The organism is Nocardioides glacieisoli (assembly GCF_004137245.1).
GTDB lineage: Bacteria > Actinomycetota > Actinomycetes > Propionibacteriales > Nocardioidaceae > Nocardioides > Nocardioides glacieisoli.
In genome coordinates this window covers 68,867-93,573 of record NZ_SDWS01000009.1, presented here as the reverse complement: position 1 = coordinate 93,573, position 24,707 = coordinate 68,867, and the positions used below count along the sequence as shown (strand labels likewise).

The 24,707-nt window shown below is 72.0% G+C and carries 25 protein-coding genes; 17 read left to right on the top strand and 8 right to left on the bottom strand.

Translation table 11 applies throughout. The features are described 5' to 3' along the window. Positions 1-3: 3 nt before the first annotated feature. Positions 4-1,770, bottom strand: a complete 1,767-nt coding sequence (locus EUA06_RS18125) for a glycoside hydrolase family 15 protein (protein ID WP_129478393.1) — start codon at positions 1,768-1,770, stop codon at positions 4-6. Positions 1,771-1,812: 42 nt separating this feature from the next. On the opposite strand from EUA06_RS18125, the gene EUA06_RS18120 reads away from it, so the two are divergent. Beyond that, positions 1,813-2,286 (top strand): CinA family protein, encoded by a 474-nt coding sequence (locus EUA06_RS18120; protein WP_207208421.1) that lies wholly within the window; start codon positions 1,813-1,815, stop codon positions 2,284-2,286. Between the two features lie 46 nt (positions 2,287-2,332). Further along, a complete protein-coding gene (locus EUA06_RS18115; RefSeq protein WP_129478389.1) occupies positions 2,333-2,641 on the top strand; it encodes a helix-turn-helix domain-containing protein in 309 nt (102 codons plus the stop codon). A gap of 14 nt (positions 2,642-2,655) precedes the next feature. Here the strand turns inward: EUA06_RS18115 and EUA06_RS18110 are convergent, their stop codons facing one another. The 5 genes from EUA06_RS18110 to EUA06_RS18090 all read right to left on the bottom strand — a co-directional run bounded on the left by EUA06_RS18110 (position 2,656) and on the right by EUA06_RS18090 (position 10,638). Further along, positions 2,656-3,447: a DNA-formamidopyrimidine glycosylase family protein gene (locus EUA06_RS18110; RefSeq protein ID WP_129478387.1), complete on the bottom strand. Its 792-nt coding sequence runs from the start codon at positions 3,445-3,447 to the stop codon at positions 2,656-2,658. Beyond that, positions 3,440-7,981: an ATP-dependent helicase gene (locus EUA06_RS18105; protein WP_129478385.1), complete on the bottom strand. Its 4,542-nt coding sequence runs from the start codon at positions 7,979-7,981 to the stop codon at positions 3,440-3,442. The genes EUA06_RS18110 and EUA06_RS18105 overlap by 8 nt, the downstream gene beginning before the upstream one ends. Positions 7,982-8,148: 167 nt before the next feature. Continuing rightward, a complete protein-coding gene (locus tag EUA06_RS18100) occupies positions 8,149-9,282 on the bottom strand; it encodes a CDP-glycerol glycerophosphotransferase family protein (protein ID WP_129478384.1) in 1,134 nt (377 codons plus the stop codon). A 62-nt stretch (positions 9,283-9,344) separates the two neighbouring features. Next, entirely contained in the window at positions 9,345-9,827 is a 483-nt protein-coding gene (locus tag EUA06_RS18095) for a nucleoside deaminase (RefSeq protein WP_129478382.1), read from the bottom strand. Between the two features lie 73 nt (positions 9,828-9,900). After that, entirely contained in the window at positions 9,901-10,638 is a 738-nt protein-coding gene (locus EUA06_RS18090) for a YqjF family protein (RefSeq protein WP_242498232.1), read from the bottom strand. An 86-nt stretch (positions 10,639-10,724) separates the two neighbouring features. On the opposite strand from EUA06_RS18090, the gene EUA06_RS18085 reads away from it, so the two are divergent. Continuing rightward, positions 10,725-11,018, top strand: a complete 294-nt coding sequence (locus EUA06_RS18085) for a virulence factor (protein ID WP_129478380.1) — start codon at positions 10,725-10,727, stop codon at positions 11,016-11,018. Continuing rightward, positions 11,015-11,908, top strand: coding sequence for a homocysteine S-methyltransferase family protein (locus EUA06_RS18080; RefSeq protein WP_129478378.1), 894 nt, complete (start codon positions 11,015-11,017; stop codon positions 11,906-11,908). Before EUA06_RS18085 ends, EUA06_RS18080 begins: the two co-directional genes overlap by 4 nt. A 1-nt stretch (position 11,909) precedes the next feature. On the opposite strand, the gene EUA06_RS18075 is transcribed toward EUA06_RS18080, so the two are convergent. Then, complete coding sequence (locus tag EUA06_RS18075; protein WP_129478376.1) at positions 11,910-12,812, bottom strand: NAD-dependent epimerase/dehydratase family protein; 903 nt, start codon at positions 12,810-12,812, stop codon at positions 11,910-11,912. A 72-nt stretch (positions 12,813-12,884) separates the two neighbouring features. Between EUA06_RS18075 and EUA06_RS18070 the strand changes: the two genes are divergently transcribed. From EUA06_RS18070 to EUA06_RS18050, 5 genes are read left to right on the top strand one after another with little or no spacing between them, the layout of a single operon-like run. Continuing rightward, positions 12,885-14,039, top strand: coding sequence for a PQQ-dependent sugar dehydrogenase (locus EUA06_RS18070; RefSeq protein WP_129478375.1), 1,155 nt, complete (start codon positions 12,885-12,887; stop codon positions 14,037-14,039). A 45-nt stretch (positions 14,040-14,084) separates the two neighbouring features. Continuing rightward, on the top strand, positions 14,085-15,011 hold the full coding sequence (locus EUA06_RS18065; protein ID WP_479724675.1) for an ABC transporter ATP-binding protein: 927 nt from the start codon (positions 14,085-14,087) through the stop codon (positions 15,009-15,011). After that, the gene (locus tag EUA06_RS18060) at positions 15,011-15,853 is read left to right on the top strand and encodes an ABC transporter permease (RefSeq protein ID WP_242498231.1); all 843 of its coding nucleotides are present in this window, start codon (positions 15,011-15,013) and stop codon (positions 15,851-15,853) included. The genes EUA06_RS18065 and EUA06_RS18060 overlap by 1 nt, the downstream gene beginning before the upstream one ends. Next, positions 15,853-16,659, top strand: a complete 807-nt coding sequence (locus EUA06_RS18055) for an ABC transporter permease (RefSeq protein WP_129478373.1) — start codon at positions 15,853-15,855, stop codon at positions 16,657-16,659. Before EUA06_RS18060 ends, EUA06_RS18055 begins: the two co-directional genes overlap by 1 nt. 44 nt (positions 16,660-16,703) lie before the next feature. After that, positions 16,704-18,320 carry an AMP-binding protein gene (locus tag EUA06_RS18050; RefSeq protein ID WP_129478371.1) on the top strand — a complete coding sequence of 539 codons (1,617 nt, stop codon included), beginning with the start codon at positions 16,704-16,706 and terminating at the stop codon, positions 18,318-18,320. 1 nt (position 18,321) lies between these two features. Here EUA06_RS18050 and EUA06_RS18045 read toward each other — a convergent pair whose 3' ends face one another. Further along, the gene (locus EUA06_RS18045) at positions 18,322-18,810 is read right to left on the bottom strand and encodes a GNAT family N-acetyltransferase (RefSeq protein ID WP_165354439.1); all 489 of its coding nucleotides are present in this window, start codon (positions 18,808-18,810) and stop codon (positions 18,322-18,324) included. A gap of 43 nt (positions 18,811-18,853) precedes the next feature. Between EUA06_RS18045 and EUA06_RS18040 the strand changes: the two genes are divergently transcribed. From EUA06_RS18040 to EUA06_RS18005, 8 genes are all read left to right on the top strand, one after another. Then, complete coding sequence (locus EUA06_RS18040) at positions 18,854-19,390, top strand: DinB family protein (RefSeq protein ID WP_129478367.1); 537 nt, start codon at positions 18,854-18,856, stop codon at positions 19,388-19,390. Between the two features lie 7 nt (positions 19,391-19,397). Continuing rightward, positions 19,398-20,021: a class I SAM-dependent methyltransferase gene (locus EUA06_RS18035; protein ID WP_165354438.1), complete on the top strand. Its 624-nt coding sequence runs from the start codon at positions 19,398-19,400 to the stop codon at positions 20,019-20,021. After that, a complete protein-coding gene (locus tag EUA06_RS18030) occupies positions 20,018-20,212 on the top strand; it encodes a DUF3046 domain-containing protein (RefSeq protein WP_129478363.1) in 195 nt (64 codons plus the stop codon). Before EUA06_RS18035 ends, EUA06_RS18030 begins: the two co-directional genes overlap by 4 nt. Continuing rightward, entirely contained in the window at positions 20,209-21,474 is a 1,266-nt protein-coding gene (locus EUA06_RS18025; RefSeq protein WP_242498230.1) for an MFS transporter, read from the top strand. The genes EUA06_RS18030 and EUA06_RS18025 overlap by 4 nt, the downstream gene beginning before the upstream one ends. A 207-nt stretch (positions 21,475-21,681) precedes the next feature. Further along, positions 21,682-22,734: a recombinase RecA gene (recA, locus tag EUA06_RS18020; protein WP_129478361.1), complete on the top strand. Its 1,053-nt coding sequence runs from the start codon at positions 21,682-21,684 to the stop codon at positions 22,732-22,734. A 4-nt stretch (positions 22,735-22,738) separates the two neighbouring features. Then, positions 22,739-23,455 (top strand): regulatory protein RecX, encoded by a 717-nt coding sequence (locus EUA06_RS18015; protein ID WP_129478359.1) that lies wholly within the window; start codon positions 22,739-22,741, stop codon positions 23,453-23,455. A gap of 45 nt (positions 23,456-23,500) precedes the next feature. Then, positions 23,501-23,989: a phosphoribosyltransferase gene (locus EUA06_RS18010; protein WP_129478357.1), complete on the top strand. Its 489-nt coding sequence runs from the start codon at positions 23,501-23,503 to the stop codon at positions 23,987-23,989. Position 23,990: 1 nt separating this feature from the next. Beyond that, positions 23,991-24,707, top strand: coding sequence for a GNAT family N-acetyltransferase (locus EUA06_RS18005; protein WP_129478355.1), 717 nt, complete (start codon positions 23,991-23,993; stop codon positions 24,705-24,707).

The window sequence follows — 24,707 nt, the reverse complement described above, 5'->3', positions numbered from 1 at the left end:
GCATCACCGGAGAGCGAGCGCCGCCTGCACGAGGGTCAGGTGGCTGAAGGCCTGAGGGAAGTTCCCGGCCATCCGTCCGTGCGCGCCGTCGTACTCCTCCGAGAGCAGGCCGACGTCGTTGGCGAGGCCGCAGAGCCGGTCCATCAGCTCCTCGGCCTCTTCGCGGCGGCGGGCGCTGGCGAGCGCCGACACGAGCCAGAAGGAGCAGGCGAGGAACGGGTGCTCGTCGCCGGAGAGGCCGTCGACGCCGGTCTCGGTGCGGTAGCGCAGGAGCAGGCCGTCGCACATGAGGTCCTCGACGACGGCGTCGATCGTGCCCAGCACACGTGGGTCGTCGCCCGGCAGGAAGCCGACGAGCGGGATGGTGAGCAGCGAGGCGTCGACCTCGCGGGTGTCGTAGTGCTGGGTGAAGGTGCCGCGCTCGGTGTCGAAGCCCTTGTCGAGGATCTCCTCGCGGACACGGTCGCGCAGGTCGCGCCAGCGGTCCACCGGGCCGTCGAGGCCGTGGTCCTCGACCGCGCGCACGGCCCGGTCGAACGCCACCCACACCATCACGCGGGAGTGGGTGAAGTGTCGCTGGTCGCCACGGATCTCCCAGAGCCCGTTGTCGGGCTCGTCCCAGTGGTCGGCGAGCTCCTCGACCAGCGCGCGCTGGAGTGACCACGAGTTGTGGGTCTCGTCGAGACCCGCCTCCCTGGCCAGCTCGAGGGCGATCATCACCTCACCGAGGACGTCGTTCTGCCGCTGCGAGACGGCACCGTTGCCGATCCGCACGGGCTTGCTGTCCGCGTAGCCCGGCAGGTGCTCGACCTCGCGCTCTGGCAGCTGGCGGCCGCCGTCGACGGTGTACATGATCTGCAGGTCCGCCGGGTCGCCCGCCACGGCACGCAGCAGCCAGCGTCGCCAGTGGTAGGCCTCCTCGGCGTAGCCCGCCCCCAGCAGCGACTCCAGGGTCAGCGCGGCGTCACGCAGCCAGCAGAATCGGTAGTCCCAGTTGCGTTCGCCACCGAAGTCCTCGGGCAGCGACGTCGTGGGCGCGGCGACGATCCCGCCCGTCTCCTCGTGGGTCATCAGCAGCAGGGTGAGCAGGCTGCGACGGACCATGTCGGCGTGCGGCACGTCGTCGGGGGAGCGGGCCGACCACTCACGTTGCGCGGCGCAGGTCGCCTCGATCCGTTCGTCGAAGCCCAGCGGCTCCGGGATGTCGCGCCACGAGCGGACCCACGTCGTGGAGAAGGTGACCTGGTCGCCCTGCTTCATCTCGAACTCGTCGGAGTGGTGCCCGTCGTGGGCGCGGGGCAGCCGCGGCCCGCGCAGGACGAGCTTGTCGGGTCCGGCGACGGCCACGATCAGGTCGTTGCCGTGCGCGTGCTCGCGCGTGACCCACGGCCGGACGTGGCCGTAGTCGAGGCGCACCACCCAGTCGTGGCGGATGGTGACGGTGCCGCGGGTGCAGGTGAGACGGCGTACGACGTCGGCGCGGCCGTCGCCGGTCGGCATCACGTCGAGCAGCACGACCTCTCCGTCGGCCGTGGTGAACGTCGTCTCGAGCATCGCCGTGCCGTCGACGTACCTCCTGCTCGTCGACACCACGTCGTCGGCGGGGGCGAGCAGCCAGCGGCCGTGGTCCTCGGTGCCGAGCAGTGCGGCGAAGCAGGCGGGGGAGTCGAAGCGCGGCAGGCAGAGCCAGTCGATCGAGCCGTCCTTGCCGACCAGGGCCGCGGTGCCGCGGTCGCCGATGAGGGCGTAGTCCTCGATGGGGAGTGCCATGGCGCTAGTGTCGCCGACGTGTGGTCGCCGGCCGGGAACCCCGTGGGGGATGTGCTCCAATCGCTGGTCGAGCGCGGCGAGACGCTCGCGACCGCCGAGTCGCTGACCGGCGGGCTGCTCGCCGGGCTCGTCACCGACGTCCCGGGTGCCTCGCGCAGCTTCGTCGGCGGGGTCGTCTCCTATGCGACGCGCGTCAAGGTGTCCGTGCTCGACGTCCCGGCCGAGGTCGTCGACCGGCACGGGGTGGTGTCGGAGGAGTGTGCGGTCGCGATGGCGCGCGGCGTGCGCCGTCGCCTCGACGCGACCTGGGGCGTGTCGACGACGGGGGTCGCCGGCCCCGACAGCCAGGAGGGGAGGCCGGTCGGGACGGTGTGGGTCGCCGTGGCCGGGCCAGACGTCGTACGCACCCGGCTCCTCGCGCTTGACGGTGATCGTCGCGCGATCCGGGAGGCGACGTGCGAGTCAGCAGTGACCCTCCTGTGGGACCTCCTGCGGGAAGAACCGGGCCTCGGGTAGCGTTGGGCCAGATGTTCCTCAACTCCTCAGAGCAAGGACCTCGCGCATGGTGATCTTCCGACGACTGCTCGGCGACGTGCTGCGCAGCGCCCGGATGCAGCGCGGGATGACCCTGAGGGAGCTCTCTGCGGAGGCCCGGGTGAGCCTGGGCTACATCTCGGAGATCGAGCGTGGCCAGAAGGAGGCCTCGTCGGAGCTGCTGGCGTCGCTGTGCGAGGCCATGGACCTGCCGCTTTCGGACGTGCTGCGCGACGTGGCCGACGCCGTGGCGATCGAGGAGATCGCGCTCGGCGTGGTGGCCACGCCGATCACGGCCGGGCGTCCCGCCGGCGACGTCGTCGCCTCCGCCGCCTGACGGCTCCTACGCGGTCACCGCTCGGGCTGGCAGCTCGGGCACCAGTAGGCCGCGCGCTCTCGTCCTGGCTCACCCAGCATGGTCACCGCGATCGTGGTGCCGCAGCGCCGGCACGGTGAGTTGTCGCGTCGGTAGACCCACATCCGCTCGCGCTCGCGGAGGTTGCCGGTGGTCGACTGGATCGCCCGCTCCTTGTTGACCTCGAGCATCTGCTTCGCCCGCCGGACCAGGCGGGTGAGGTCGGGCACGCTCGCGACGTCGGTCGCCGGGTTGATGCCGCTGGTGAAGCAGAGCTCGGCCATGTACATGTTGCCCACGCCCGCGAGGTTGCGCTGGTCGAGCAACGCCTGCCCCACCGGGCGCGCGGGCTGGTCGCGGAGGTTGGCCACGGCGCGCTCCTCGTCCCAGTCGGGCCCGAGCAGGTCGGGACCGAGGTGGGCGACCAGGCCGGCCTCGTCCTCACGGTGCACCAGCTCGACGATGCCGAGCTGGAAGCCGACCGCCTTGCGCCCCTCGATGCCGAGCACCAGGCGCACCTGGCTGTCCGGTCGGCGCCACCGCTCCCCGGCGGGGTAGACGTGCCACGAGCCCTCCATCTTGAGGTGCGTGTGGATGGTCCAGGCGCGCTCGTGGTCGACGCGGGTGAGGAGGTGCTTGCCGCGCGAGAGGGTGCGGATGACGTTGCCGCCGGTGAGGTCGACGGTGGCGAAGGCGGGCACACGGAAGTCGGAGAGGGTGAGCTGGTGCCCGGTCAGGGCGCGGTCGAGCTTGGCTGCGGCTCGGTAGACGGTGTCGCCCTCAGGCACGGAGCCTCAGTCCCTTCGGTGTCGCGACGAAGCCCGCCGCGGAGAGTGCGAGCCGGATCGGGGTCTCGCCGCCGTTGCCGATGAGTGCCTGCCCGTCGGCCTTCTCGACGGTGAGCCGCCCGAGCGCACCCCGGCGTGCCGCGTCGGCGAGTGCGGACATCGCGGGGGTGAGGACGTCCTGGTCCTCGGTCCAGGTGAGCAGCGTGCGCCCACCGCGCTCGACGTAGACGGTGAGGTCGCCGTCGACGACCACGACCAGCGCCCCGGCCTTGCGTCCGGGCCGGTGGCCGGGACGTTCGGCGTCGGCAGGCTCCGGCCACGGGAGCGCGGCGCCGAAGACGTTGGCCGGGTCGGTGGCGGCGAGCGCCACGACGGTCGGCTTGCCGCCACCCTTGGCGCTCTCCGGCTCGGAGAAGGTGCGCAGCCGGTCGATGGCACCGGCGCTGCCGAACTGCGCGGCGCCGAGACCCTCGATGAAGTAGCCACGGCGGCAGCGGCCGGTGTCCTCGAAGGCGCTGAGCACCTTGTAGACCCCGGCGAACCCGCCGACCACGCGCTCGCTGACGACGGCGCCGCGCGTCACCACGCCGTGCCGCTCCAGCAGGTGCTCGGCACGCGCGTGTGCCCGCCGCGTCGGGTCTCCGTCGCGGTCAGGCAGGACCGCCCACCGGCCGGCGGTCTCGGGCGGACCGGTGCGCACGGGCATCCGCCCGCCGGTCGTGCGCCCGAGCCGGGGCGGCGTACGACGGGTGCGGTGTGACGGCGTGCCGCTGCGGACCAGCGCCCGCAGCGGGGCGAGGGTGTCGTTGGTGACGAGGCCGCGCCAGACGAGGTCCCACAGGGCGGTGCTGAGCTCGGCGTCGGTGGTCGGGCCGACGCGGTCGGCGATCTGGCGGAAGAACCACGCGCCGCCGGGCTCGAGCGCGTCGAGGACGGCGCGGCGCAGGCCGTCGAGCTCGTCGCTCGGCTCCACCTCGGGCAGCGTCAGGTGGGCCTGGTCGGCGAGGTGGAGGCTGACCCAGCCGTCGCTGCCGGGCAGCGGGGAGTGCCCGGCCCAGATGATCTCTCCCGAGGCGGTGAGCTCGTCGAGCATCGAGGGCTCGTAGTCGCGGACGCGGGCGGCCAGGACGAGGGGCTCGAGCGCGCTCGCCGGGATGGGGCATCCGGCGAGCTGGTCGATGGCGGCGACGACCCCGTCGACGCCGCGGAGGTTGCCACCGACCTTCTGCCAGGCCGGGAGGAACCGCGCAACCGCGTCGTGGGTGACCGGCTCGATCTCCTGCCGCAGCCGCGCGAGCGAGCGCCGCCGGAGCTTGCGGAGCACCTCGGCGTCGCACCACTCGGTGCCGGACCCCGACGGACGGAACTCGCCGTCGAGCACCCGGCCGCGGTGGGCGAGGCGCTGGAGGGTCTGGCGGGCGACGGCCTCGCCGAGGCCGAGCCGGGTGGCGACCTCGGCCGTGGTGAAGGGGCCGTGGCTCCTGGCGTAGCGGGAGACGAGGTCGCCGAGCGGGTCCTCGGGCAGCTCGAGGAACGCGTCGGGCGTGCCGACGGGCACGGGGACGCCGAGCCCGTCGCGCAGCCGGCCGATGTCCTCGATGGCGGTCCAGCGGTCCTCGCCGGCCATCCGGACGGGGAGGACGCGACGATCGAGCATCGCCAGCCACTCGGCGACGTCCGCGCCCTCGACCGACCGTTCGGCGATCTCGGCGACCGACAGCGGTCCGACGAGGCGCAGCAGGTCGGCGACGCCCTCGGCGTTGCGGGCGCGGCGCTCGGGAGCGAGCCACTGGAGCTCGGCCTCGACCTCGGCCAGGACCTCGGGGTCGAGCAGCTCGCGGAGCTCGGCGCGGCCGAGCAGCTCGGCGAGCAGGCCCTGGTCGAGCGACAGCGCGGCGGCGCGGCGCTCGGCGATCGGGGAGTCGCCCTCGTAGACGAACTGGGCGACGTAGCCGAAGAGCAGGCTTCGGGCGAAGGGGCTCGGGGAGGTCGTCGCGACGTCGACGACGGTGACCTCGCGGCGCTGCACGCGGCCGAGCAGCGCAACGAGCGCAGGCAGGTCGTAGACGTCCTGGAGGCACTCGCGCACGGCCTCGAGCACGATGGGGAACGCGGGGTACTTCGACGCGACCTCGAGCAGCTGGGCGCTGCGCTGGCGTTGCTGCCACAACGGGCTGCGCCGGCCCGGGTCGCGGCGGGGGAGCAGGAGGGCGCGCGCGGCGCACTCGCGGAACCGGCTGGCGAAGAGCGCGGAGCCGCCGACCTCCTGCGTGACGATCTGCTCGATCTCCTCGGGCTCGAAGACGATCACCTCGCCCGTGGGCGGCTCGGCGTCGGTGTCGGGGATCCGGATCACGATGCCGTCGTCGGACGCGACGGCCTGGCCGTCGACGTCGTAGCGTTCGCGGAGCCGGGCGTTGATCGCGAGCGCCCACGGCGCGTGGACGGGCGTGCCGTAGGGGGAGTGCACGACGAGGCGCCAGTCGCCGAGCTCGTCGCGGAACCGCTCGACCACGATCTGCGTGTCGTGGGGGACGACCTGGGTCGCCTCGCGCTGCTCGGTGATGTAGGTGACGAGGTTGGTGGCGGCGTTCTCGTCGAGGCCGCGCTCGCGCACGCTCGCGATCGCCTTCGCCGGGGTCGCTGCGGCCAGCTCGCGGGTGAACGCACCGACAGCGGCACCCAGCTCGGCAGGACGGCCCAGGGCATCGCCCTTCCAGAACGGCAGCCGACCCGGGATGCCGGGCGCCGGCGTGACGAGCACCCGGTCGTGGGTGATGTCCTCGATCCGCCAGCTGGTGGCGCCGAGGGCGAAGATGTCGCCGACCCGCGACTCGTAGACCATCTCCTCGTCGAGCTCGCCGACGCGGCTGGCCTTCTCGCCGACGAGGAACACGCCGAAGAGGCCGCGGTCGGGGATCGTGCCGCCGCTGGTGACCGCCAGCCGCTGGGCGCCGGGCCGTCCGCTCAGGGTGCCGGTGACGCGGTCCCACACGATGCGCGGACGCAGCTCGGCGAACTCGTCGCTCGGGTAGCGCCCGCTCAGCAGGTCGAGCGTGGCGTCGAAGGCGGCGCGGGGGAGCTGGGAGTACGACGCCGCGCGGGTGACGAGCGCGAACACCTCGTCGACGTCCCACTCGTCGAGCGCCAGCATCGCCACGACCTGCTGCGCGAGCACGTCGAGGGGGTTGGCGGGGACGGAGAGCTTCTCGATGGCGCCGGTGCGCATCCGCTCCACCGACACGGCCGTCTGGGCGAGGTCGCCGCGGTGCTTGGGGAAGAGCACCCCGCGACTGGTCTCACCGACCTGGTGGCCGGCTCGACCGACCCGCTGCAGGGCGCTGGCGACGCTGGGCGGGGACTCGATCTGGATGACGAGGTCCACGGAGCCCATGTCGATGCCGAGCTCGAGGCTGCTGGTGGCGACCACGGCGGGGAGGCGGCCGCGCTTGAGGTCGTCCTCGATGATCGCCCGCTGCTCCTTGGAGACCGAGCCATGGTGGGCCTTGGCGATGATCGTGTCGGCACCACTGCTCTGCCCGGACTGCGCCATGATCTGGGCGGGCGACCTGCCCGTCCCTGCCGCCTGGTCCTCGGTTCGCGCCTCGGCCCGCTCCTCCGCCCGCGTCGTGGCGATCTCGTTGAGCCGGGCAGTGAGTCGCTCGGCCAGCCGGCGTGAGTTGGCGAAGACGATGGTCGAGCGGTGCTGCTCGACGAGGTCGACCACGTGCTCCTCGACGTGGGGCCAGATGCTCGTGGACCGGCCGGGGTCGCCCGAGGCCTCGTCGTACTCCTCCGGCATCGTCATGTCCTCGACCGGCACCACGACCCGGAGGTCCCACTCCTTGGTGCTGGGCGGCGAGACGATCTCGACGGGTTGCGAGCCGCCGAGGAAGCGGGCGACCTCGTCGAGGGGGCGGACGGTCGCGCTGAGGCCGATGCGCTGGGCCGGCTTGTCGAGCAGCGCGTCGAGGCGCTCGAGGCTGAGGGCGAGGTGGGCGCCGCGCTTGGTGCCTGCGACGGCGTGCACCTCGTCGATGATGATCGTGTCGACGCTGCGCAACGTCTCGCGCGCCTGGCTGGTGAGCATCAGGAACAGCGACTCGGGCGTGGTGATGAGGATGTCGGGTGGCGTGGTGCCGAGCTTGCGCCGGTCGGCCGGGCTCGTGTCGCCGGACCGCAGCCCGACGGTGACCTCGGGGACCGTGGCCTCGAGCCGCTCGGCGGTGTTGCGGATGCCGGTGAGCGGCGCACGGAGGTTGCGCTCGACGTCGACGCCGAGGGCCTTGAGCGGGGAGATGTAGAGGACGCGGGTGCGCTTCGACTTGTCCTCGGGCGGTGCGGTGCTCATCAGTCGGTCGATCGCGTGAAGAAAGGCGCTGAGCGTCTTGCCGCTGCCGGTGGGGGCGACGACCAGTGCGTTCCTGCCCTCGGCGATGGCCGTCCAAGCACCGTCCTGCGCAGGTGTCGCCTCGGCGAACGACGCCTCGAACCACGCCCGCGTGGGCGCGCTGAAGCGGTCGAGGGCGGTCATGCTGTGCAGTCTGTCAGCAGGGTGGGACATCGGCCCCGCCCTTTGGGGTTCCGCGGCCGAGGGTGGCGGGAAACGACATCCGATCGGGCGCCGGGGATGTCGTATGCCGCCAGGGTCGAGGCGGTGCCGGAGCCGAGCTTCTTGTCTGGCTGATCGACTGACGTCCGTCAGGCAGTGATCGCAGCCGACCCACCGTCGACCAGTCGCTCTCGCAGCGCCACCAGCTCGCCCACCGAGTCCAGGAAGCGCGCGGTGCTGTCGCCCACCCGCAGGTCGTCGAAGTAGTGGTGCCGCATCGCGATGCGGGCGAAGTGGTGCTCGTCGTGCGCGAGGCGCTCGGCGAGGAGCGCGGTCAGCGTGTCGACGCTCGTCTCGTCGACGACGTCCGCGCACCGGCTGATCGGGACCTCGACCAGGAGGGACGCCAGGTCCCGGTGGCGGTCGGTCAGGACGATCGGCTTGTCGGTGTGGAGGTAGAGCCAGTCCAGGCCGACGGAGGACACGTCGGTGACCATCGCGTCGCAACCCGGCATCACCGCGAGGATGTCACCGCTGAAGACCTGCGTGTGGCCGGCGTCCGGGTCGAGCCGGGCCGCCTCGGCGACGATGCGCACGATGGCGTCGTGCGCCTCGGCGATGGCCGGGGTGAGGCTGGTCGTCACCTTCGGGTGCGGCTTGTAGGCCAGGCGCACGTCGGGGACCTCGAGGATCGCCCGCACGATCGTCTCGCCGAGCGTGTCGATCGACGTGTAGTCGTTGTAGTCGGCGTCGCCCTCCCACGTGGGGGCGTAGAGGACCGTACGCCGCTCGGTGGGCGGCAGCAGCGGCGTGCGCGGCAGGTCGAGCTGGGGCCGACCGATGCGCACCAGACGGGTGGCGTCGAAGTCGAGAAGCCCGGTCACGTAGCGCTGGACGGCAGCATCGCCGGCGACGAAGACCCGGTCGTAGGCCTTGGCGTTGTTGCTCGCCATCGACTGCTTGTCGCTCTCGCCGTGGTTGATGTGGACGTGCAGCCGGCGGGCGTCGACGAGGGACTCGAAGTTGAGCACCGCGTTGTTGCAGTAGAGGACGACCTGGGCGTCGAGGTCGGCGTAGAGCTCGGTGAGCTCCGGGAACGTCTCGGCGACGAGGACGGGCAGGGTCGTGCGCGAGCCGATGAGCGCCGCGGAGGAGGGGTCTCGGAGGACCAGCGCCACCGGGTGCACGCCGTCGAGGATCTCGAGGACCTCCAGCCACTGGGCCAGCTGGTAGGTCCGGGTCGGGTCGCCGGCGAAGTAGGCGATCACGTGCACGTCGTTCACGTACGAACTCTAGTCCGCTGCGCCACCTCGGTCAGGCGGACGTCCGTCGTCCCCTTCGCCGGCTAGCCCCCTGCCGCTCGCTGGTGCAGCTCCCGCAGCTCGACCTCGAGCTCGGGCGCGGGCCCGGAGACGGGTACGCCGGGCGCGACGGCGTTGATCGACAGGGGCAGCACCGGCCCGGCGGCCAGGCCCCAGGACGACCGCCACGCGGAGAGCTGCGCGGTCGAGCCGGCGTACACGATCCGCCCGAGGCCGACCCACGCGTGGCCGGCGGAGCACATCGGGCAGTGCTCCCCGGACGTGTAGACGATGCACCGGGGGCGTACGTCCTCCGCGACGTTCGTCGCCGCCCACCGGGCGAGCTCGAGCTCGGGGTGCCGGGTCTGGTCGCCGGCCGAGGTCTCGTTGCGCTCCTCGCGCAGCACCGTGCCGCCGGGATCGACCAGCAGCGAGCCGAAGGGCTCGGCGCCCGCGTCCAGCGCCTCGCGGGCGAGCGCCACGCAGCGGCGGAGGTGGTGGAGATCGTCAGGGGTGAGGTCGTCCATCCGCCGACAGTAGGCCGCAACGGGGAAGATCGCTCGTGACATGTCACGGCGAGCTTCCCCAATGAGTGCGAGGTCAGCGCGGGCGGCGCGCGTCGACGGGGAACCCGAAGTCGGTGTGCACCCCGGGACTGAACCCCACGTGGTCGGGGGCCCGGTCGGCCAGGCCGGGGAGCCCGACGGACGCCATCAACCCGTCGTCGAGCGCCAGCACCTCCGCGTCGTGGACCGGCCAGGGCTCGTGGTGGTTGGGGACGTAGAGCGTGCGGCCGCCCCACCGCGTGTGCAGCCCCCAGCGGGCGCTCAGGAAGTGGTCGAGGTCCGTGGGCTCGCGCTGCGCGCCGGGGCGTACGACGACGTGGCTCGACGCGCGCGTGCCCGGCCAGCGCAGCCGCGCGTCGTAGGTGTGGTCACCGCCCTCCGCACGGTGTCGCATCCGCGCCCAGCGGTAGGGCACGCCGAAGCCGGCACGGGCGCCGGCGACGACGAGGGCGCGGTCGGTGTCGAGGCTGAGGAAGACGATGCCGCGGCGGCCGGTGTCGTCGACGGAGTAGAGCCGCACGTTGGTCTCGAGGAAGGTCCCGGCCCAGGGGACGGCCGGACCGCGGCCGGGCCCGGCGTCGACCATGCGGAAGGGGATGAGCCCGACATAGGTGCGGCCCTCGAGGACGTCGGGGCGCACGCCCGCCGGCATCCGGTCCGCGACCAGGGCGGGATCGACCGCCCAGTGGAGGAAGGTGAGGTCGCGCCAGTCCTGGCTCATCAGCACGCGCCCACGCAGGGCCGGGGCGTCGGGTGACACCGGCTCGATCACTTCTCCAGACTAGGCACGCCCGTCGAACGCGGCCCACGCGTCGGGACACCCTCCCTGCGCTCGACCACCCGCCCTAGGCTCGTGGCATGACGGAGTTCCAGGTGACGCGGTGGCGCGAGCTGCCGTCGATGGTCGCGGCCCGGTCGGGCGAGGAGACCGCGAAGGTGCAGCTCGCGGCGAGGTTCCAGGAGGCGATCGACGAGGCCGCGATGCGGCTCGGCGACACCGGCGCGACCGACTACCTCGAGGGTTGGGAGCGCTCGCCCTGGACCGAGGCCGACGGTGCGCCGGCGGAGGTGCTCGACCGCGTCAGCGCCGAGCTCGACCGCGAGTGGCCCGCCGACCGCATCGCCGACTACCTGGACGGACTGACCGCATGAACCGCCTCGCAGCCCTCATCGGCGACCACCGGCCCCTCCTCCTCGACGGCGCGATGGGCACCTTGCTCCAGGACAGCGGACTCGAGGACGGGGACCCGGGCGAGCTCTGGAACCTGGAGAACCAGGACGCGGTCCGCGCGGCGCACACGGCGTACGCCGACGCTGGCGCGCGCGTGCTGACCACCAACACCTTCGGCGGCACGCGACCGCGCCTCGACATGCACGGCCTCGGCGACCGCCTGGCCGAGGTGAACCGGAACGCCGCGCAGGTGGCCCGCTCGGTCGCCGACGGGCGCGGGCTGCTCGTGGCCGGCGACCTCGGCCCGACCGGAGAGCTGATGGCGCCGCTCGGGACGCTGACCGCCGAGGAGACCCAGGCCCTCTTCGCCGAGCAGCTGGCCGCGCTGGTCGACGGTGGGATCGACCTCGTGCTCGTCGAGACGCTGAGCGACCTCGCCGAGGCGGACGCCGCGCTGGCTGCGGCCCGCGAGGTCGCGCCCGACCTGCCGGTCGTCGTGACCATGAGCTTCGACACCAACCTCCGCACGATGATGGGGGTGCGTCCCGGCGACGCCGTGGTCCACCTCGCGGCTGCCGGCGCGGACGCCGTCGGTGCCAACTGTGGTCGCGGGCCCGAGGAGATGGAGCTGATCGCCGCGGAGATGGCGGCGGCGCGACCAGACGGCCTCCTGCTGGTCGCCCAGTCCAACGCAGGCCTGCCGCAGGTCGTCGGCGACCACTTCGAGTACGACGCCAGCGCGGAGGACATGGCCGCGCACGCGGGTCGCGTCTCCGACCTCGGCATCGACCTCGTCGGCGGGTGCTGCGGATCCACCCCGGACCACGTCGCGGCCATCGCTGCCGCGATCGGACAGGCCCGGTCGCGCTGACTCAGGCGTCGCGGCGCGGGTCGTCCAGCACGTCGCGCCAGGAGTGCTGCGGGTCGAAGCCGACCAGCTCGCGTGCCTTGTCGATGGCGAAGAAGGTCTCGTCGCGTCCCATCTCGCGACGCACCTCGACCCCGTCGTAGAACCGCGCGATGACCTCGTCGGTCGTCGCGGCCACCGACATGTCGGGGTTCGCGACGTTGAAGACCTCGAAGCCCAGGCCGTCGGTCTCCAGGCACCGCTGCACCATGTGCCCGAGGTCGCGCACGTCGATGTAGGCGAACAGGTTGCGCCGGCGCAGCGACGGGTCGGCGAGGAAGTCGGGAAACATCTCGGCGTACTCGTGCGGCTCGATGACGTTGTTGATCCGCAGGCCGTAGATGTCCGCGCCGGAGCGCGCGTGGAACGACCGCGCCGTCACCTCGCCGGCCACCTTGGACATGGCGTAGGAGTCCTCGGGGACCGTCGGGTGCTCCTCGTCGACGGGCACGTAGAGCGGCTTGCGCTCACCCTGCGCGAAGCAGATGCCGTACGTCGTCTCCGAGCTCGCGAAGACGACCTTGGGGATGCCGAGCCGGGTCGCTGCCTCGAGGATGTTGTAGGTGCTGAGGACGTTGGTGGCGTAGGTCGCGGCGTCCGCCTGCTTGAGGATCGCCGGGATCGCGGCGAGGTGCACGACGGCGCCGTACGTCGGCTTCTCGGGCATGTCGAGCTCGTCGAACGTCGCCAACCCGGCGAGGGCGGAGTAGACCTCGCCGGCGTCGGTGAGGTCGACCCGCAGGTCGATGACGTCGGGGTGGTCGAGGGGCACGAGGTCGGCGTTGGTGACCTGGTGGCCCTGCTCGGCGAGGTAGGGGGCGACGTGCCGGCCGGCCTTGCCGCTGCCACCGGTGAGGAAGATCCGCATGCCTCCTTCCTACCGGGCACGTCCCCACGGCGCGCGCCCGGCCGGGTTGGTGGCGGCACGCACCATGGACCCATGAAGTCAGCGCCGATCGTGCTCGCCGGGATCGTGGCTGCGCTGACGGCCGGGTGCGCCGACAGCGCCTCCTCAGGCGCGCTGGGGCCCGCGACCGCCTCCGGTGACCGGGACTGGCCCTTCGAGGTCGAGGAGCTCGACCGCTTCGACGAACCGTGGGCGATGGCCTTCCTGCCCGACGGTGACCTGCTCGTGACCGAACGGAGCGGGGTGCTCCACCTGCGCGACGCGGACAGCGGGGAGCGCGTCGAGGTCGCCGGCGTGCCGACGGTGGCCGACAGCGGGCAGGCCGGTCTGGGCGACGTGCTGCCGGCACCGTCGTACGACGAGGACGGCACCGTCTACCTCAGCTGGGCCGAGGAGGGCGACGGCGGGATCGGGGCGGTCGTCGGCCGGGCCCGCCTGGTCACCGAGGGCGAGGCGCCGCGCCTCGACGGCCTCGAGGTGGTCTGGCGCCAGACGCCGAGGACGAGCGGGGACGGACACCTGAGCCACCGGCTGGCCTTCTCCCCGGACGGCGAGCACCTCTTCGTCTCCTCGGGCGATCGCCAGCAGGGCGATCCCGCCCAGGACACGTCCAACACCCTCGGCACGATCGTGCGGCTGACCCTCGACGGCGACCCCGCGCCGGGCAACCCGCTGGCCGACCGAGGCGGCGTCACCGCGGAGATCTGGACGTGGGGCCACCGCAACCCGCTCGGTCTCGAGCACGCGCCCGACGGGACGCTCTGGTCCTCCGAGATGGGTCCCGAGGGCGGCGACGAGCTCAACCTCGTCGAGGCCGGCTCGAACTACGGCTGGCCCGAGGTGTCCGACGGCAGCGACTACGGCGGGGGCGAGATCCCCGACCACGCCGAGGGCGACGGCTTCGCGGCCCCGGTGGCGTCGTGGACCCCGAGCATCTCGCCGGGCAGCCTGATGATCTACGGCGGGGACCTCTTCGCCGACTGGCAGGGCGACGCGTTCCTCGGGGCGCTGTCGGGCGAGGCACTGGTCAGGGTCGACCTCGAGGGCACGACCGCCGGCGAGTCCGAGGTCTTCGACCTGGGGGAGCGGGTCCGCGCGGTCGAGGAGGCGCCGGACGGCGCCATCTGGCTGCTGGAGGACGAGGGCGCCGGGCGCCTCCTGCGGCTGACACCGGCGAACGGTGGCTGAAAGCGGTTCGTCGGTTGTCTCCGGGCTGATCTAGGGTCACTCGATGTGACGCACTCCATGATCTCGGCGCGCGGACTGCGCAAGTCCTTCGGGGACTTCGAAGCGGTGAAGGGCATCGACGTCGACGTCCGCAAGGGCGAGGCGTTCGGCTTCCTCGGCCCCAACGGCGCCGGCAAGTCGAGCACGATGAGGATGATCGCCTCGGTCAGCCCGGTGACGTCCGGCGAGCTCCGGATCTTCGGGCTGGACCCCGCCACCGACGGCCCGGCGATCCGCGGCCGCCTCGGCGTCTGCCCGCAGGAGGACACGCTCGACAACGAGCTCAACGTCTTCGACAACCTCTACATCTACGGCCGCTACTTCGGCATCGACCGCGCCACCTGCCGCGACCGGGCCAACGAGCTGCTCGAGTTCGCCCAGATCACCGAGAAGGCGAAGTCGAAGGTCGAGGACCTCTCCGGTGGCATGAAGCGCCGGCTCACCATCGCCCGCAGCCTGATCAACAACCCCGACCTGCTGCTGCTCGACGAGCCCACCACCGGCCTCGACCCGCAGGCGCGCCACGTGCTGTGGGACCAGCTCTTCCGGCTCAAGCAGGCGGGCGTGACGCTCGTGATCACCACCCACTACATGGACGAGGCCGAGCAGCTCTGCGACCGGCTCGTCGTGATGGACAAGGGCGTGATCGCCGCGGAGGGCTCGCCGCGCGAGCTGATCGAGGCCCACTCGACCCGCGAGGTCGCGGAGCTGCGCTTCGGGGTCGGCGAGCACGAGGCGCTGGCCGAGAAGATCGAGGACCTCGGCGACCGCGTCGAGGTGCTGCCCGACCGGCTGCTCGTCTACAGCGACCGCGGTGAGGACGTCGTCACCGCGGTGATCGAGCGCGGCCTGCAGCCCATCGCCACGCTCGTGCGCCGCTCGACCCTCGAGGACGTGTTCCTGCGCCTCACCGGCCGGAGCCTGGCCGACTGATGGCGACCACCCCGACGCGACCGACACGACCGACCCGCACGGACCGGCCCACCGGCACGCTCTCCGCGTGGGAGGGCATGGCCCGGCAGTACGACTACTGGCTGACCGTCTACAAGCGCACCTGGCGCGGCGGAGTCATCAGCTCCTTCGCCACGCCGCTGTTCTACGTCGTCGCCATGGGCGTGCTACTCGGCGGCTTCATCGACGCCGACCCCAGCAGGCTCGAGGGTGCGACGTCCTACCTCGCCTTCATCGTCCCCGGCCTGGTCGCGGCTCACGCGATGACGATCGCGGTCAGCGAGTCGACGTACCCCGTCATGGGCGCCATCAAGTGGCACAAGACGTTCTTCGCCCAGCTCGCGACGCCGCTGGCCGTGCGCGACCTGGTCAACGCGTTCGTGGCCTTCGTGGTGTTCCGCGTGGCCTCCGCGTGCGCGGTCTTCATGCTCGTGCTCGCGCCCTTCGGGGTGTTCGAGAGCTGGTGGGGCCCGGTCCTCGCGTGGCTGTCGCAGGTGCTGGTCGGCACGGCCTTCGCGCTGCTGACGTTCGGCTACTCCGCGCGGCTCAGGTCCGAGGAGGGCTTCGGCGTCCTCTTCCGCCTCGGCGTGCTGCCGCTGACCCTCTTCTCGGGCGCGTTCTTCCCGATCACCAACCTCGGCCCGGTGCTCGAGTGGGTCGCCCGGCTGACGCCGCTGTGGCACGGCGTCTCGCTGTCTCGGATGCTCTGCCTCGACACCGTCGACTGGTCGCTGGCCGGCATCAACGTCGCCGTGCTGGTGATCCTCTGCGTCGTCGGCTGGCGCTGGTCGGTCACCGGCCTCGACAAGCGGCTGGAGGTCTGATGGCCACCCTCGACCGGGTCGCGATCCCCGCACCGCTGACCCCGGTGCACGCCGCGCGGGTCCTCGTGCTGCGCAACTTCATCGTCTACAAGTCCGCCTGGAAGCTCTTCCTCACCGGCTTCCTCGAGCCCGTGCTCTACCTCTTCTCGATCGGCATCGGTGTGGGCCAGCTGATCGACAGCTTCGAGTTCCACGGCGAGCAGGTGTCCTACGCCGCGTTCGTGGCGCCGGCGATGCTCGCCACCTCGGCCTTCAACGGTGCGCTGCTCGACTCGACGTTCAACGTGTTCTTCAAGCTCAAGTACGAGAAGCTCTACGACCAGATGCTGGCGACGCCGCTGACCACGGGTGACATCGCCCGCGGAGAGATCGCCTGGGGGCTGATCCGCGGCTCGGTCTACTCCGCGGCCTTCCTCGTGGTGATGGTGGCGATGGGACTGGTCGAGTCGTGGTGGGCCGTGCTCGCGCTGCCGGCGGCGATCCTGATCGCCTTCGCGTTCTCGGCCGTCTGCATGGCACTGACGACGTGGATGAAGTCGTGGCAGGACTTCGACAAGATCACACTCGCGCAGATGCCGCTCTTCCTCTTCTCGGCGACGTTCTTCCCGGTCGAGGCGTTCGGCGACGGCGTGCTGCGGTGGGTCGTCGAGGCCACCCCGCTCTACCGCGGCGTCGTGCTGTGCCGCGAGCTCACCACCGGCGTCGTCACCTGGGAGTCGGGAGTGTCGGTCGTCTACCTCGTGGTGATGGGCATCGTCGGCCTGCTCGTCGTACGCCGTCGCCTCGACGCGCTGCTACTCACCTGACCAACCTGTAGCCAATCCGACGGGGGTCGTCCTAGGTTGCCGGGATGGACTCCTACGCACAGGGCGAGACCACACCGGCGCTGCTGGAGGAGACGATCGGAGCCAACCTCGAGCGGACGGTGGCGTCGTACGCCGACCGCGAGGCGCTGGTCGAGTGCGCGAGCGGTCGCCGCTGGACGTGGGCCGAGCTCGACCGCGACGTCGACACCGTCGCTCGCGGACTGATCGGCGCGGGCATCGAGAAGGGCGACCGGGTCGGGATCTACGGACCCAACAGCGCCGAGTGGACCCTCGTGCAGCTCGCCACGGCCAAGGTCGGCGCCGTCCTGGTCAACGTCAACCCGTCCTACCGCACCCACGAGCTCGCCTACGTCGTGAACCAGAGCGGCATGCGGATGCTGGTCAGCGCGACGTCGTTCAGGACGAGTGACTACCGCGCGATGATCCAGGAGACCGCCGACCAGCTCGACACCCTCCAGCGGGTCGTCCACCTCGACGACGAGCACAGCTGGGCCGGCCTGCTGGCCGACGGGTCGGGCGTCTCCGAGGACGACCTCCGTGCACGGTCGGCGTCGCTGGACGCGCACGACCCGATCAACATCCAGTACACCTCCGGCACCACCGGCTTCCCGAAGGGCGCGACCCTCAGCCACCGCAACATCCTCAACAACGGCTACCTCGTCGGCGAGGCCTGCCGCTACACCGAGGAGGACCGGGTCTGCATCCCGGTGCCCTTCTACCACTGCTTCGGGATGGTGATGGGCAACCTCGCGTGCACCAGCCACGGCGCCACGATGGTGATCCCGGCGCCCGGCTTCGACCCGGCCCTCACCCTGCGTGCCGTGTCCGACGAGCGGTGCACCTCGCTCTACGGCGTACCGACGATGTTCATCGCGGAGTGGGCACTGCCCGACCTGGCGTCGTACGACCTGGGCAGCGTGCGCACCGGGATCATGGCGGGCTCGCCGTGCCCGGAGGAGATGATGAAGAAGCTCATCGACGCCGGGATCGACGAGATGACGATCGCCTACGGCATGACCGAGACCTCGCCGGTGTCGACGCAGACCCACCCCGACGACTCGCTCGAGCGCAAGGTCGGCACCGTCGGCCGGGTCGCCCCGCACCTCGAGGTCAAGATCGTCGACCCGGTCAGCGGGGACACGCTGCCGCGCGGCGAGGCGGGGGAGTTCTGCACCCGCGGGTACTCGGTGATGCTCGGCTACTGGGACGACCAGGAGAAGACCGCCGAGGCGGTCGACGCCGACGGCTGGATGCACACCGGCGACCTCGGGGTGATGGACGACGAGGGCTACGTGCGGATCACCGGGCGGATCAAGGACATGGTGATCCGCGGCGGGGAGAACATCTACCCGCGCGAGATCGAGGAGTTCCTCTACACGCACCCCGACATCGAGGACGTGCAGGTCGTCGGCGTTCCGGACGCGAAGTACGGCGAGGAGCTGTGCGCGTGGCTGCGGATGCGACCGGGCACCGCGCCGCTCGACGCGGCGGGGGTGCGGGCGTACGCCGACGGCAGGCTGGCGCACTACAAGATCCCGCGCTACGTGATGGTCGTCGAGGAGTTCCCGATGACGGTGACCGGCAAGGTGCGCAAGGTCGAGATGCGCGAGGTGTCGACCCGCGAGCTCGGGCTGGCCTGAGTCAGGCCAGCACCTTCTGCAGCCACACCAGGTCGATCCACCGGTCGAACTTGCGGCCGACCTCCCGCATCGTGCCGACCTCCTCGAAGCCGACCGCGCGGTGCAGCGCCAGGCTCGCGTCGTTGGGCAGGGCGACGCCGGCCACGACGAGGTGCACGTCGTCGTCGGCGAGCAGCGTGAGGAGGGCGTCGTACAGCGCGCGGCCGGTGCCGAGGCCCTGGTGGCCGGGCGCGACGTAGACCCAGCTCTCGCGGGTGTGGCGATAGGCGGGCTTGGGGCGGTACGACGTCGCGCCGGCGTGACCGATGACCTCGCCCTCGTGCTCGGCGACGAGAAAGTGTTCACCGGGTCCGCTCGCCGCCAGCTTCTCCTCCCACAGGGCCATCGGCCGCGGCTCGACGTCGAAGGTGGCGTGGCCCTCGCGGGCCTCGCGACCGTAGATGTCGGAGACTGCGGGCAGGTCGGCAGGAAGTGCGCGACGGATGTCCATTCCACCGATTGTCCCCGATGCCGGGGCTGGTTGGATGGCGGCCATGAGCGCTGCACCCGACGCGATCGTCCCGGACACCAAGGACTGGACCTGGGTGCTCGAGCGACCGTGCCCCGACTGCGGCTTCGCCCCGTCGGCGCAGGGGCTCGGCGACCTGCCGCGCCTGGTCCACGACACCGCGATGACGTGGTCGGAGGTGCTGGCGCGCGGTGACGTCGGCGTGCGGCCCGCGCCCGACGTGTGGTCGCCGCTCGAGTACGGCTGCCACGTCCGCGACGTGCACGTCCTCTTCGCGCAGCGGCTCCGGGCGATGCTGGACGAGGACGAGCCGACCTTCGCCAACTGGGACCAGGACGCGACAGCCGTCGAGGGCGACTACGGCAGCCAGGACGCCACCACCGTCGCGGTCGAGCTGATCGAGGCCGCGGGCACCGTCGCCGGCGTCTACGCGGGCGTCACCGATGCCACGAAGGACCGCCCCGGGGTGCGCTCGAACGGCGACCACTTCACCGTCGAGACGGTCGGCAGCTACCACCTGCACGACGTCGTCCACCACCTGCACGACGTGGGCGCCGGGTGAGCGCCAGGTGAGCACGGACGAGACGGTCCGTGCCTACGATCTCGACGCGGAGGCGTACGCCGCCAACGGACCAGCGGTGCCCGACTCGGTCCGTGCCGACATCGAGGCGTTCGCCGAGCTGCTGGGGCCGGGTGCCCGGGTGCTGGAGATCGGCTCGGGGGGCGGGCGTGACGCGCGGCTGATGGAGTCGCTCGGCCTCCGCGTGCGACGCACGGACATCACCCCGGGCTTCGTCGACCTGCTCCGCGCGCAGGGTGTCGGGTGCGACCTGCTCGACCCGCTCGTCGACGACATCTCGTCGCCGGCCGGACCCTACGACGCGGTGTGGGCCAACGCGTCGCTGCTGCACGTGCGGCGCGACGACCTGCCGACCGTGCTCGCCCGGCTCGCGGAGGTCACCCGCGGAGGCGGAGTGCTGCGCGTCTCGCTCAAGGAGGGGGACGGGGACGGCTGGTCCACCCACGGCTCGATCACCCGCCCGCGCCACTTCACCTACTGGCGGGCCGACGAGGTGTCGCCCGTGGTCGCCGCCGCGGGGTGGACCGACGTGGCCGCCCGGTCGGGCGTCGCGGGCTCCCGCGGGGAGACCTGGATCGAGCTGTCGGCGGTCCGTGATGAGGTGTCCTCGTGAGGCACACGGAGTTCTGGACGCGGCTCGACGAGGCGCTCGGCCGCAGCTACTCGCGCACGTGGGCCGAGCTGACGGTCGTGCGCGACCTCGACGGCCTCACCACGCGCGAGGCGCTCGACGCGGGCATGCCGCCGAAGCAGGTCTGGGCAGCGGTCCGCCGCCAGCTGGAGCTGCCGGAGAGCGAGCGGTGAGCGGCGCCGTCCCGCCGGTGACCACCGACGTCGACCTCGGGGTCGTCCAGCGCCACACCGTGCGCACGCTCCTGGTCTCGCAGGCGGTCGGCGCCGTCGGGGTGACGATCGGCGTCACCACCTCCTCGCTGCTCGCCCGCGACATCTCCGGCAGCGACACGATGGCCGGGCTCGCGCAGACCTTCCAGGTGCTCGGGACGGCTGCCACGGCCTACGGCCTGGCGCGGGTGATGGGACGGCGTGGACGTCGCGTCGGGCTCGTCGCCGGCTACCTGATGGGCGCGACCGGCGCCGTGCTCGCGGTCGTCGCAGGTGTCATCGGCTCGATGCTCGTCCTGCTGCTCGGCTCGCTGCTCCTGGGGGCGACCACCGCCGTCAACACCGGGTCGCGCTACGCCGCGACCGACCTCGCGACCGAGGAGCACCGCGCGCGGTCGCTGTCCCTCGTCGTGTGGGCGAGCACGATCGGCGCCGTGGCCGGGCCCAACCTCGTCGGCGTCGGCGGATCGACCGGGCGGTCCCTGGGCATCCCGGAGCTGACCGGAGGCTTCGCCATAGGCGCCGTGGTGCTCGTCCTCACCGCGGGCTGGGTGTGGTGGCGGCTGCGCCCCGACCCGCTCCTCCTGGCGCAGGCCGCGGCGGGCGTCTCGCCGACCGTCGGCCCCCAGCCGCGCGGCCGGTCGTGGGCGACCTTCCTGGAGGTCGTGCGCGAGGTGCCGGCCGTCGGTGCCGCGGTCGTCGCGATGGCGTGCGCGCACGCGGCGATGGTGACGGTGATGATCATGACGCCGCTCCACATGGAGCACGGCGGGGCACACCTCGAGGTCATCGGCTTCGTCATCTCGATCCACGTCGCCGGCATGTTCGCCTTCTCACCCATCGTCGGGTGGGCCGCCGACCGGTTCGGCCGCTCAGCCGTCCTGGTGACCGGGGGAGTGGTGCTGCTGGTCTCGCTCGCGCTGTGCGGGCTCTCGCCCGAGGGCTCGTCGTGGCAGATCACCACCGGGCTCTTCCTGCTCGGCCTGGGCTGGTCGTGCGCGACGGTGGCTGCCTCGACGGTCATCGCCGACCGCACCCCGATCGCCGCCCGCACCGACGTGCAGGGCACCTCCGACATGGCGATGGCCCTCACCGCCGCCGGCGGCGGCGCGCTGGCCGGGGTGATCGTCGGAGTGCTGGGCTACTCCGCCCTCGCCGCCTTCGCGGCGCTGCTCGCGGGCACGGTCGTGGCGGCCGGCCGGGTCACCCGTCGGCACTCCTGAGGGCCCGCACCGACTCCCGCGCAACACGCCCGCGACACGCCGTGCTCGAACGTCGTGTCGAACACCTGTTCGGGCTACTGTGCGTCCACAGGTACGACGCCGGGCGAGGTTGTCCACAGCATCCGACGGTCCTGATCAGGGACTGTCAGTGGCTCGCCCTAGCGTCGCAGACGTACCGACACAACGACGAGAGAACGGGACACAGCAATGGCTGGAGCAGACCGCGAGAAGGCCCTCGACGCCGCACTCGCCCAGGTGGAGAAGCAGTTCGGCAAGGGCTCGGTCATGCGACTGGGCGACGAGACGCGTGCCCCGCTCGAGGTGATCCCCACCGGGTCGATCGCCCTCGACGTCGCCCTCGGCCTGGGCGGTCTCCCGCGCGGCCGGGTGGTCGAGATCTACGGTCCGGAGTCCTCCGGAAAGACGACGGTCGCCCTCCACGCGGTGGCCAGCGCCCAGGCGGCCGGCGGCATCGTCGCCTTCATCGACGCCGAGCACGCGCTCGACCCCGACTACGCCAAGGCGCTCGGCTGCGACACCGACGCCCTCCTCGTCTCGCAGCCCGACTCGGGCGAGCAGGCGCTCGAGATCGCCGACATGCTGATCCGCTCCGGCGCCCTGTCGCTGATCGTCATCGACTCCGTCGCCGCGCTCGTGCCCCGCGCCGAGATCGAGGGCGAGATGGGCGACAGCCACGTTGGCCTCCAGGCCCGCCTGATGAGCCAGGCCCTCCGCAAGATGACCGGTGCCCTCAACAACTCCGGCACCACGGCCATCTTCATCAACCAGCTGCGCGAGAAGATCGGCGTGATGTTCGGCTCGCCCGAGACCACCACCGGTGGTCGTGCGCTGAAGTTCTACTCCTCCGTGCGCCTCGACGTGCGCCGGATCGAGACGCTCAAGGACGGCACCGACATGGTCGGCAACCGCACCCGCGTCAAGGTCGTGAAGAACAAGGTGGCCCCGCCGTTCAAGCAGGCCGAGTTCGACATCATGTACGGCAAGGGCATCAGCCGCGAGGGTGGCCTGATCGACGTCGGCGTCGAGGCGGGCATCATCCGCAAGGCCGGCGCCTGGTACACCTACGAGGGCGACCAGCTCGGCCAGGGCAAGGAGAACTCGCGCAACTTCCTCAAGGACAACCCCGACCTCGCCAACGAGATCGAGAAGCTGATCCTGGAGAAGCTGGGTGTCACTCCGGCTGTCGACAAGCCTGCCGACGACCTGAGCGACGAGCCCATCGGGGTCAACGACTTCTGAGTCGATGACCGACGAGAACCGACCGCCGCCCGACTGGGCCGGTGACGTCAGCCTCGGTGTGAAGGCGTGGGTGGGGGACTCCCCATCCACGCCCCACACCGCGACGTCGCCACCGACCGAGCGGCGTCAGAAGAAGCGCGGCGGACGCAGTCGCACGAAGTCCTTCGCCGAGCGCGCCGAGGCGAGGGAGGCGCGCCAGGCGGCAGCCGCCGCCGAGGTGCAGGCCGACCCCGAGGGTGTGGCGCGCACCATCGTGCTCGACTCCCTGACCGGTCAGGCGCGCACCCGCAAGGAGCTCGCCGACAAGCTGGCCAAGCGCGAGGTGCCCGACGAGGTCGCGACCGAGCTGCTCGACCGGTTCACCGAGGTCGGGCTGATCGACGACTCGGCCTACGCCCGCCAGTGGGTGGAGAGCCGGCACCGCAGCCGCGGGTTGGCGCCTCGCGCGCTGGCGCAGGAGCTGCGGCGCAAGGGCGTTGGCGACGAGGAGGCCAAGGAGGCGCTCGAGCAGATCGACGAGGACGATCAGCGAGCCGCCGCACGGGCCCTGGTCGACAAGAAGATGCGCTCGATGGCCACCCTCGACCGCCAGGTCGCGACCCGGCGGCTGGCCGGGATGCTGGCCCGCAAGGGGTACGCCGCCGGGCTGGCCTTCTCGGTCGTGCGGGAGGCACTGGGCGAGCAGGACGAGGAGCTCGACGAGCCGCACCCCGACTTCTGAACCACCCCTTCCGACGCCCCGCGGGCCTCTGGTGGGATAGGCCCTGTGAGCAGCGAACGCGAGGTCCTGACGTACGAGATGTTCGGCGCCGCCAGCCGCGAGCTGGCGCAGGAGGTGGCGGACTCCGGCTTCGTGCCCGACATGATCCTGTCGATTGCCCGCGGCGGGCTCGCCCTCGGCATGGGTCTCGGCTACGCCCTGGGCGTGAAGAACCTGTCGGTGATCAACGTCGAGTTCTACACCGGCGTCGACCAGCGTCTCGACGTCCCGATCATGCTGCCGCCGACGCCCGCGCGGGTGGACCTGTCGGGGCTGAAGGTGCTGATCGCCGATGACGTCGCCGACACCGGCCGGACCCTCGAGCTCGTGCACGAGTTCTGCGAGGGCCACGTCGCCGAGGCGCGCACCGTCGTCATCTACGAGAAGCCGCAGTCGGTCATCAAGCCCGACTACGCGGGGCGACGCACGGAGCAGTGGATCGACTTCCCGTGGTCGGTGCTGCCGCCGGTCGTCCCGGGTGCCCTGGCCCACTGAGGTGCCCGACCACGTCCCGGTCGTCGTGTGCCACGACGGGCGGGAGCTCGCCGGCGCGGTCGGTCCCGACGAGTCGTGGGCGGCCGCCGCGGCGCGGATCGCCTCGGGGGTGCCCGGGGACCCGGTCGCCGACGACCTGTCGGGAGTGGTGAAGCGCTTCGTCGTGGAGCCGGACCAGAGGATCGTGCTGCGGGCGATGACGCGGGGGGACCTGCCGATCCTCGCCCGCTGGCTGCGGGAGGAGCACGTACGCCGCTGGTGGGGCAACGACGGCGACCCGGGCACCGACGCGGTGCTCTCGAGGTACGGCCCTCGCGTCGACGGCACGACGCCGACCCGGATGTGGGTCGTCGACGTCAACGGACACTCGATCGGGTTCGTCCAGGACTACCGGATCCGCGACTACCCGGACTTCGCGCTGCTGACGCCCGACCCGGACGCCATCGGGCTGGACTACGTGATCGGTGAGCCGGCGTGGGTCGGTCGCGGCCTCGGGGCGCGCATCCTCTGGGCCTGGATGCTCGGCGCACGACGCCGGTTCCCGGACGCGCCGGCGTACTTCGCCGCACCCGACCACGCCAACGCGGCGTCCCTGCGGATCCTCGACAAGGCCGGTTTCGTGCAGGGCACCTGGTTCGACGAGCCGCAGCGCGACGGCGGAGTGGCCACGGTCGTCGGCTGCACGCTGGACGTGCGCCGCGTGCTGGGTGGGCCATGA

Excerpts from the sequence above, each read along its gene's own strand:
- EUA06_RS18015 (WP_129478359.1), top strand. The coding sequence starts at position 22,739 with ATGACCGACGAGAACCGACCGCCGCCCGACTGGGCCGGTGACGTCAGC.
- EUA06_RS18070 (WP_129478375.1), top strand. The coding sequence starts at position 12,885 with ATGAAGTCAGCGCCGATCGTGCTCGCCGGGATCGTGGCTGCGCTGACG.
- EUA06_RS18105 (WP_129478385.1), bottom strand. The coding sequence starts at position 7,981 with ATGACCGCCCTCGACCGCTTCAGCGCGCCCACGCGGGCGTGGTTCGAG.
- EUA06_RS18060 (WP_242498231.1), top strand. The coding sequence starts at position 15,011 with ATGGCGACCACCCCGACGCGACCGACACGACCGACCCGCACGGACCGG.
- recA (WP_129478361.1), top strand. The coding sequence starts at position 21,682 with ATGGCTGGAGCAGACCGCGAGAAGGCCCTCGACGCCGCACTCGCCCAG.
- EUA06_RS18040 (WP_129478367.1), top strand. The coding sequence starts at position 18,854 with ATGAGCGCTGCACCCGACGCGATCGTCCCGGACACCAAGGACTGGACC.
- EUA06_RS18125 (WP_129478393.1), bottom strand. The coding sequence starts at position 1,770 with ATGGCACTCCCCATCGAGGACTACGCCCTCATCGGCGACCGCGGCACC.
- EUA06_RS18080 (WP_129478378.1), top strand. The coding sequence starts at position 11,015 with ATGAACCGCCTCGCAGCCCTCATCGGCGACCACCGGCCCCTCCTCCTC.
- EUA06_RS18075 (WP_129478376.1), bottom strand. The coding sequence starts at position 12,812 with ATGCGGATCTTCCTCACCGGTGGCAGCGGCAAGGCCGGCCGGCACGTC.
- EUA06_RS18085 (WP_129478380.1), top strand. The coding sequence starts at position 10,725 with ATGACGGAGTTCCAGGTGACGCGGTGGCGCGAGCTGCCGTCGATGGTC.
- EUA06_RS18055 (WP_129478373.1), top strand. The coding sequence starts at position 15,853 with ATGGCCACCCTCGACCGGGTCGCGATCCCCGCACCGCTGACCCCGGTG.
- EUA06_RS18115 (WP_129478389.1), top strand. The coding sequence starts at position 2,333 with ATGGTGATCTTCCGACGACTGCTCGGCGACGTGCTGCGCAGCGCCCGG.
- EUA06_RS18095 (WP_129478382.1), bottom strand. The coding sequence starts at position 9,827 with ATGGACGACCTCACCCCTGACGATCTCCACCACCTCCGCCGCTGCGTG.
- EUA06_RS18045 (WP_165354439.1), bottom strand. The coding sequence starts at position 18,810 with ATGGACATCCGTCGCGCACTTCCTGCCGACCTGCCCGCAGTCTCCGAC.
- EUA06_RS18050 (WP_129478371.1), top strand. The coding sequence starts at position 16,704 with ATGGACTCCTACGCACAGGGCGAGACCACACCGGCGCTGCTGGAGGAG.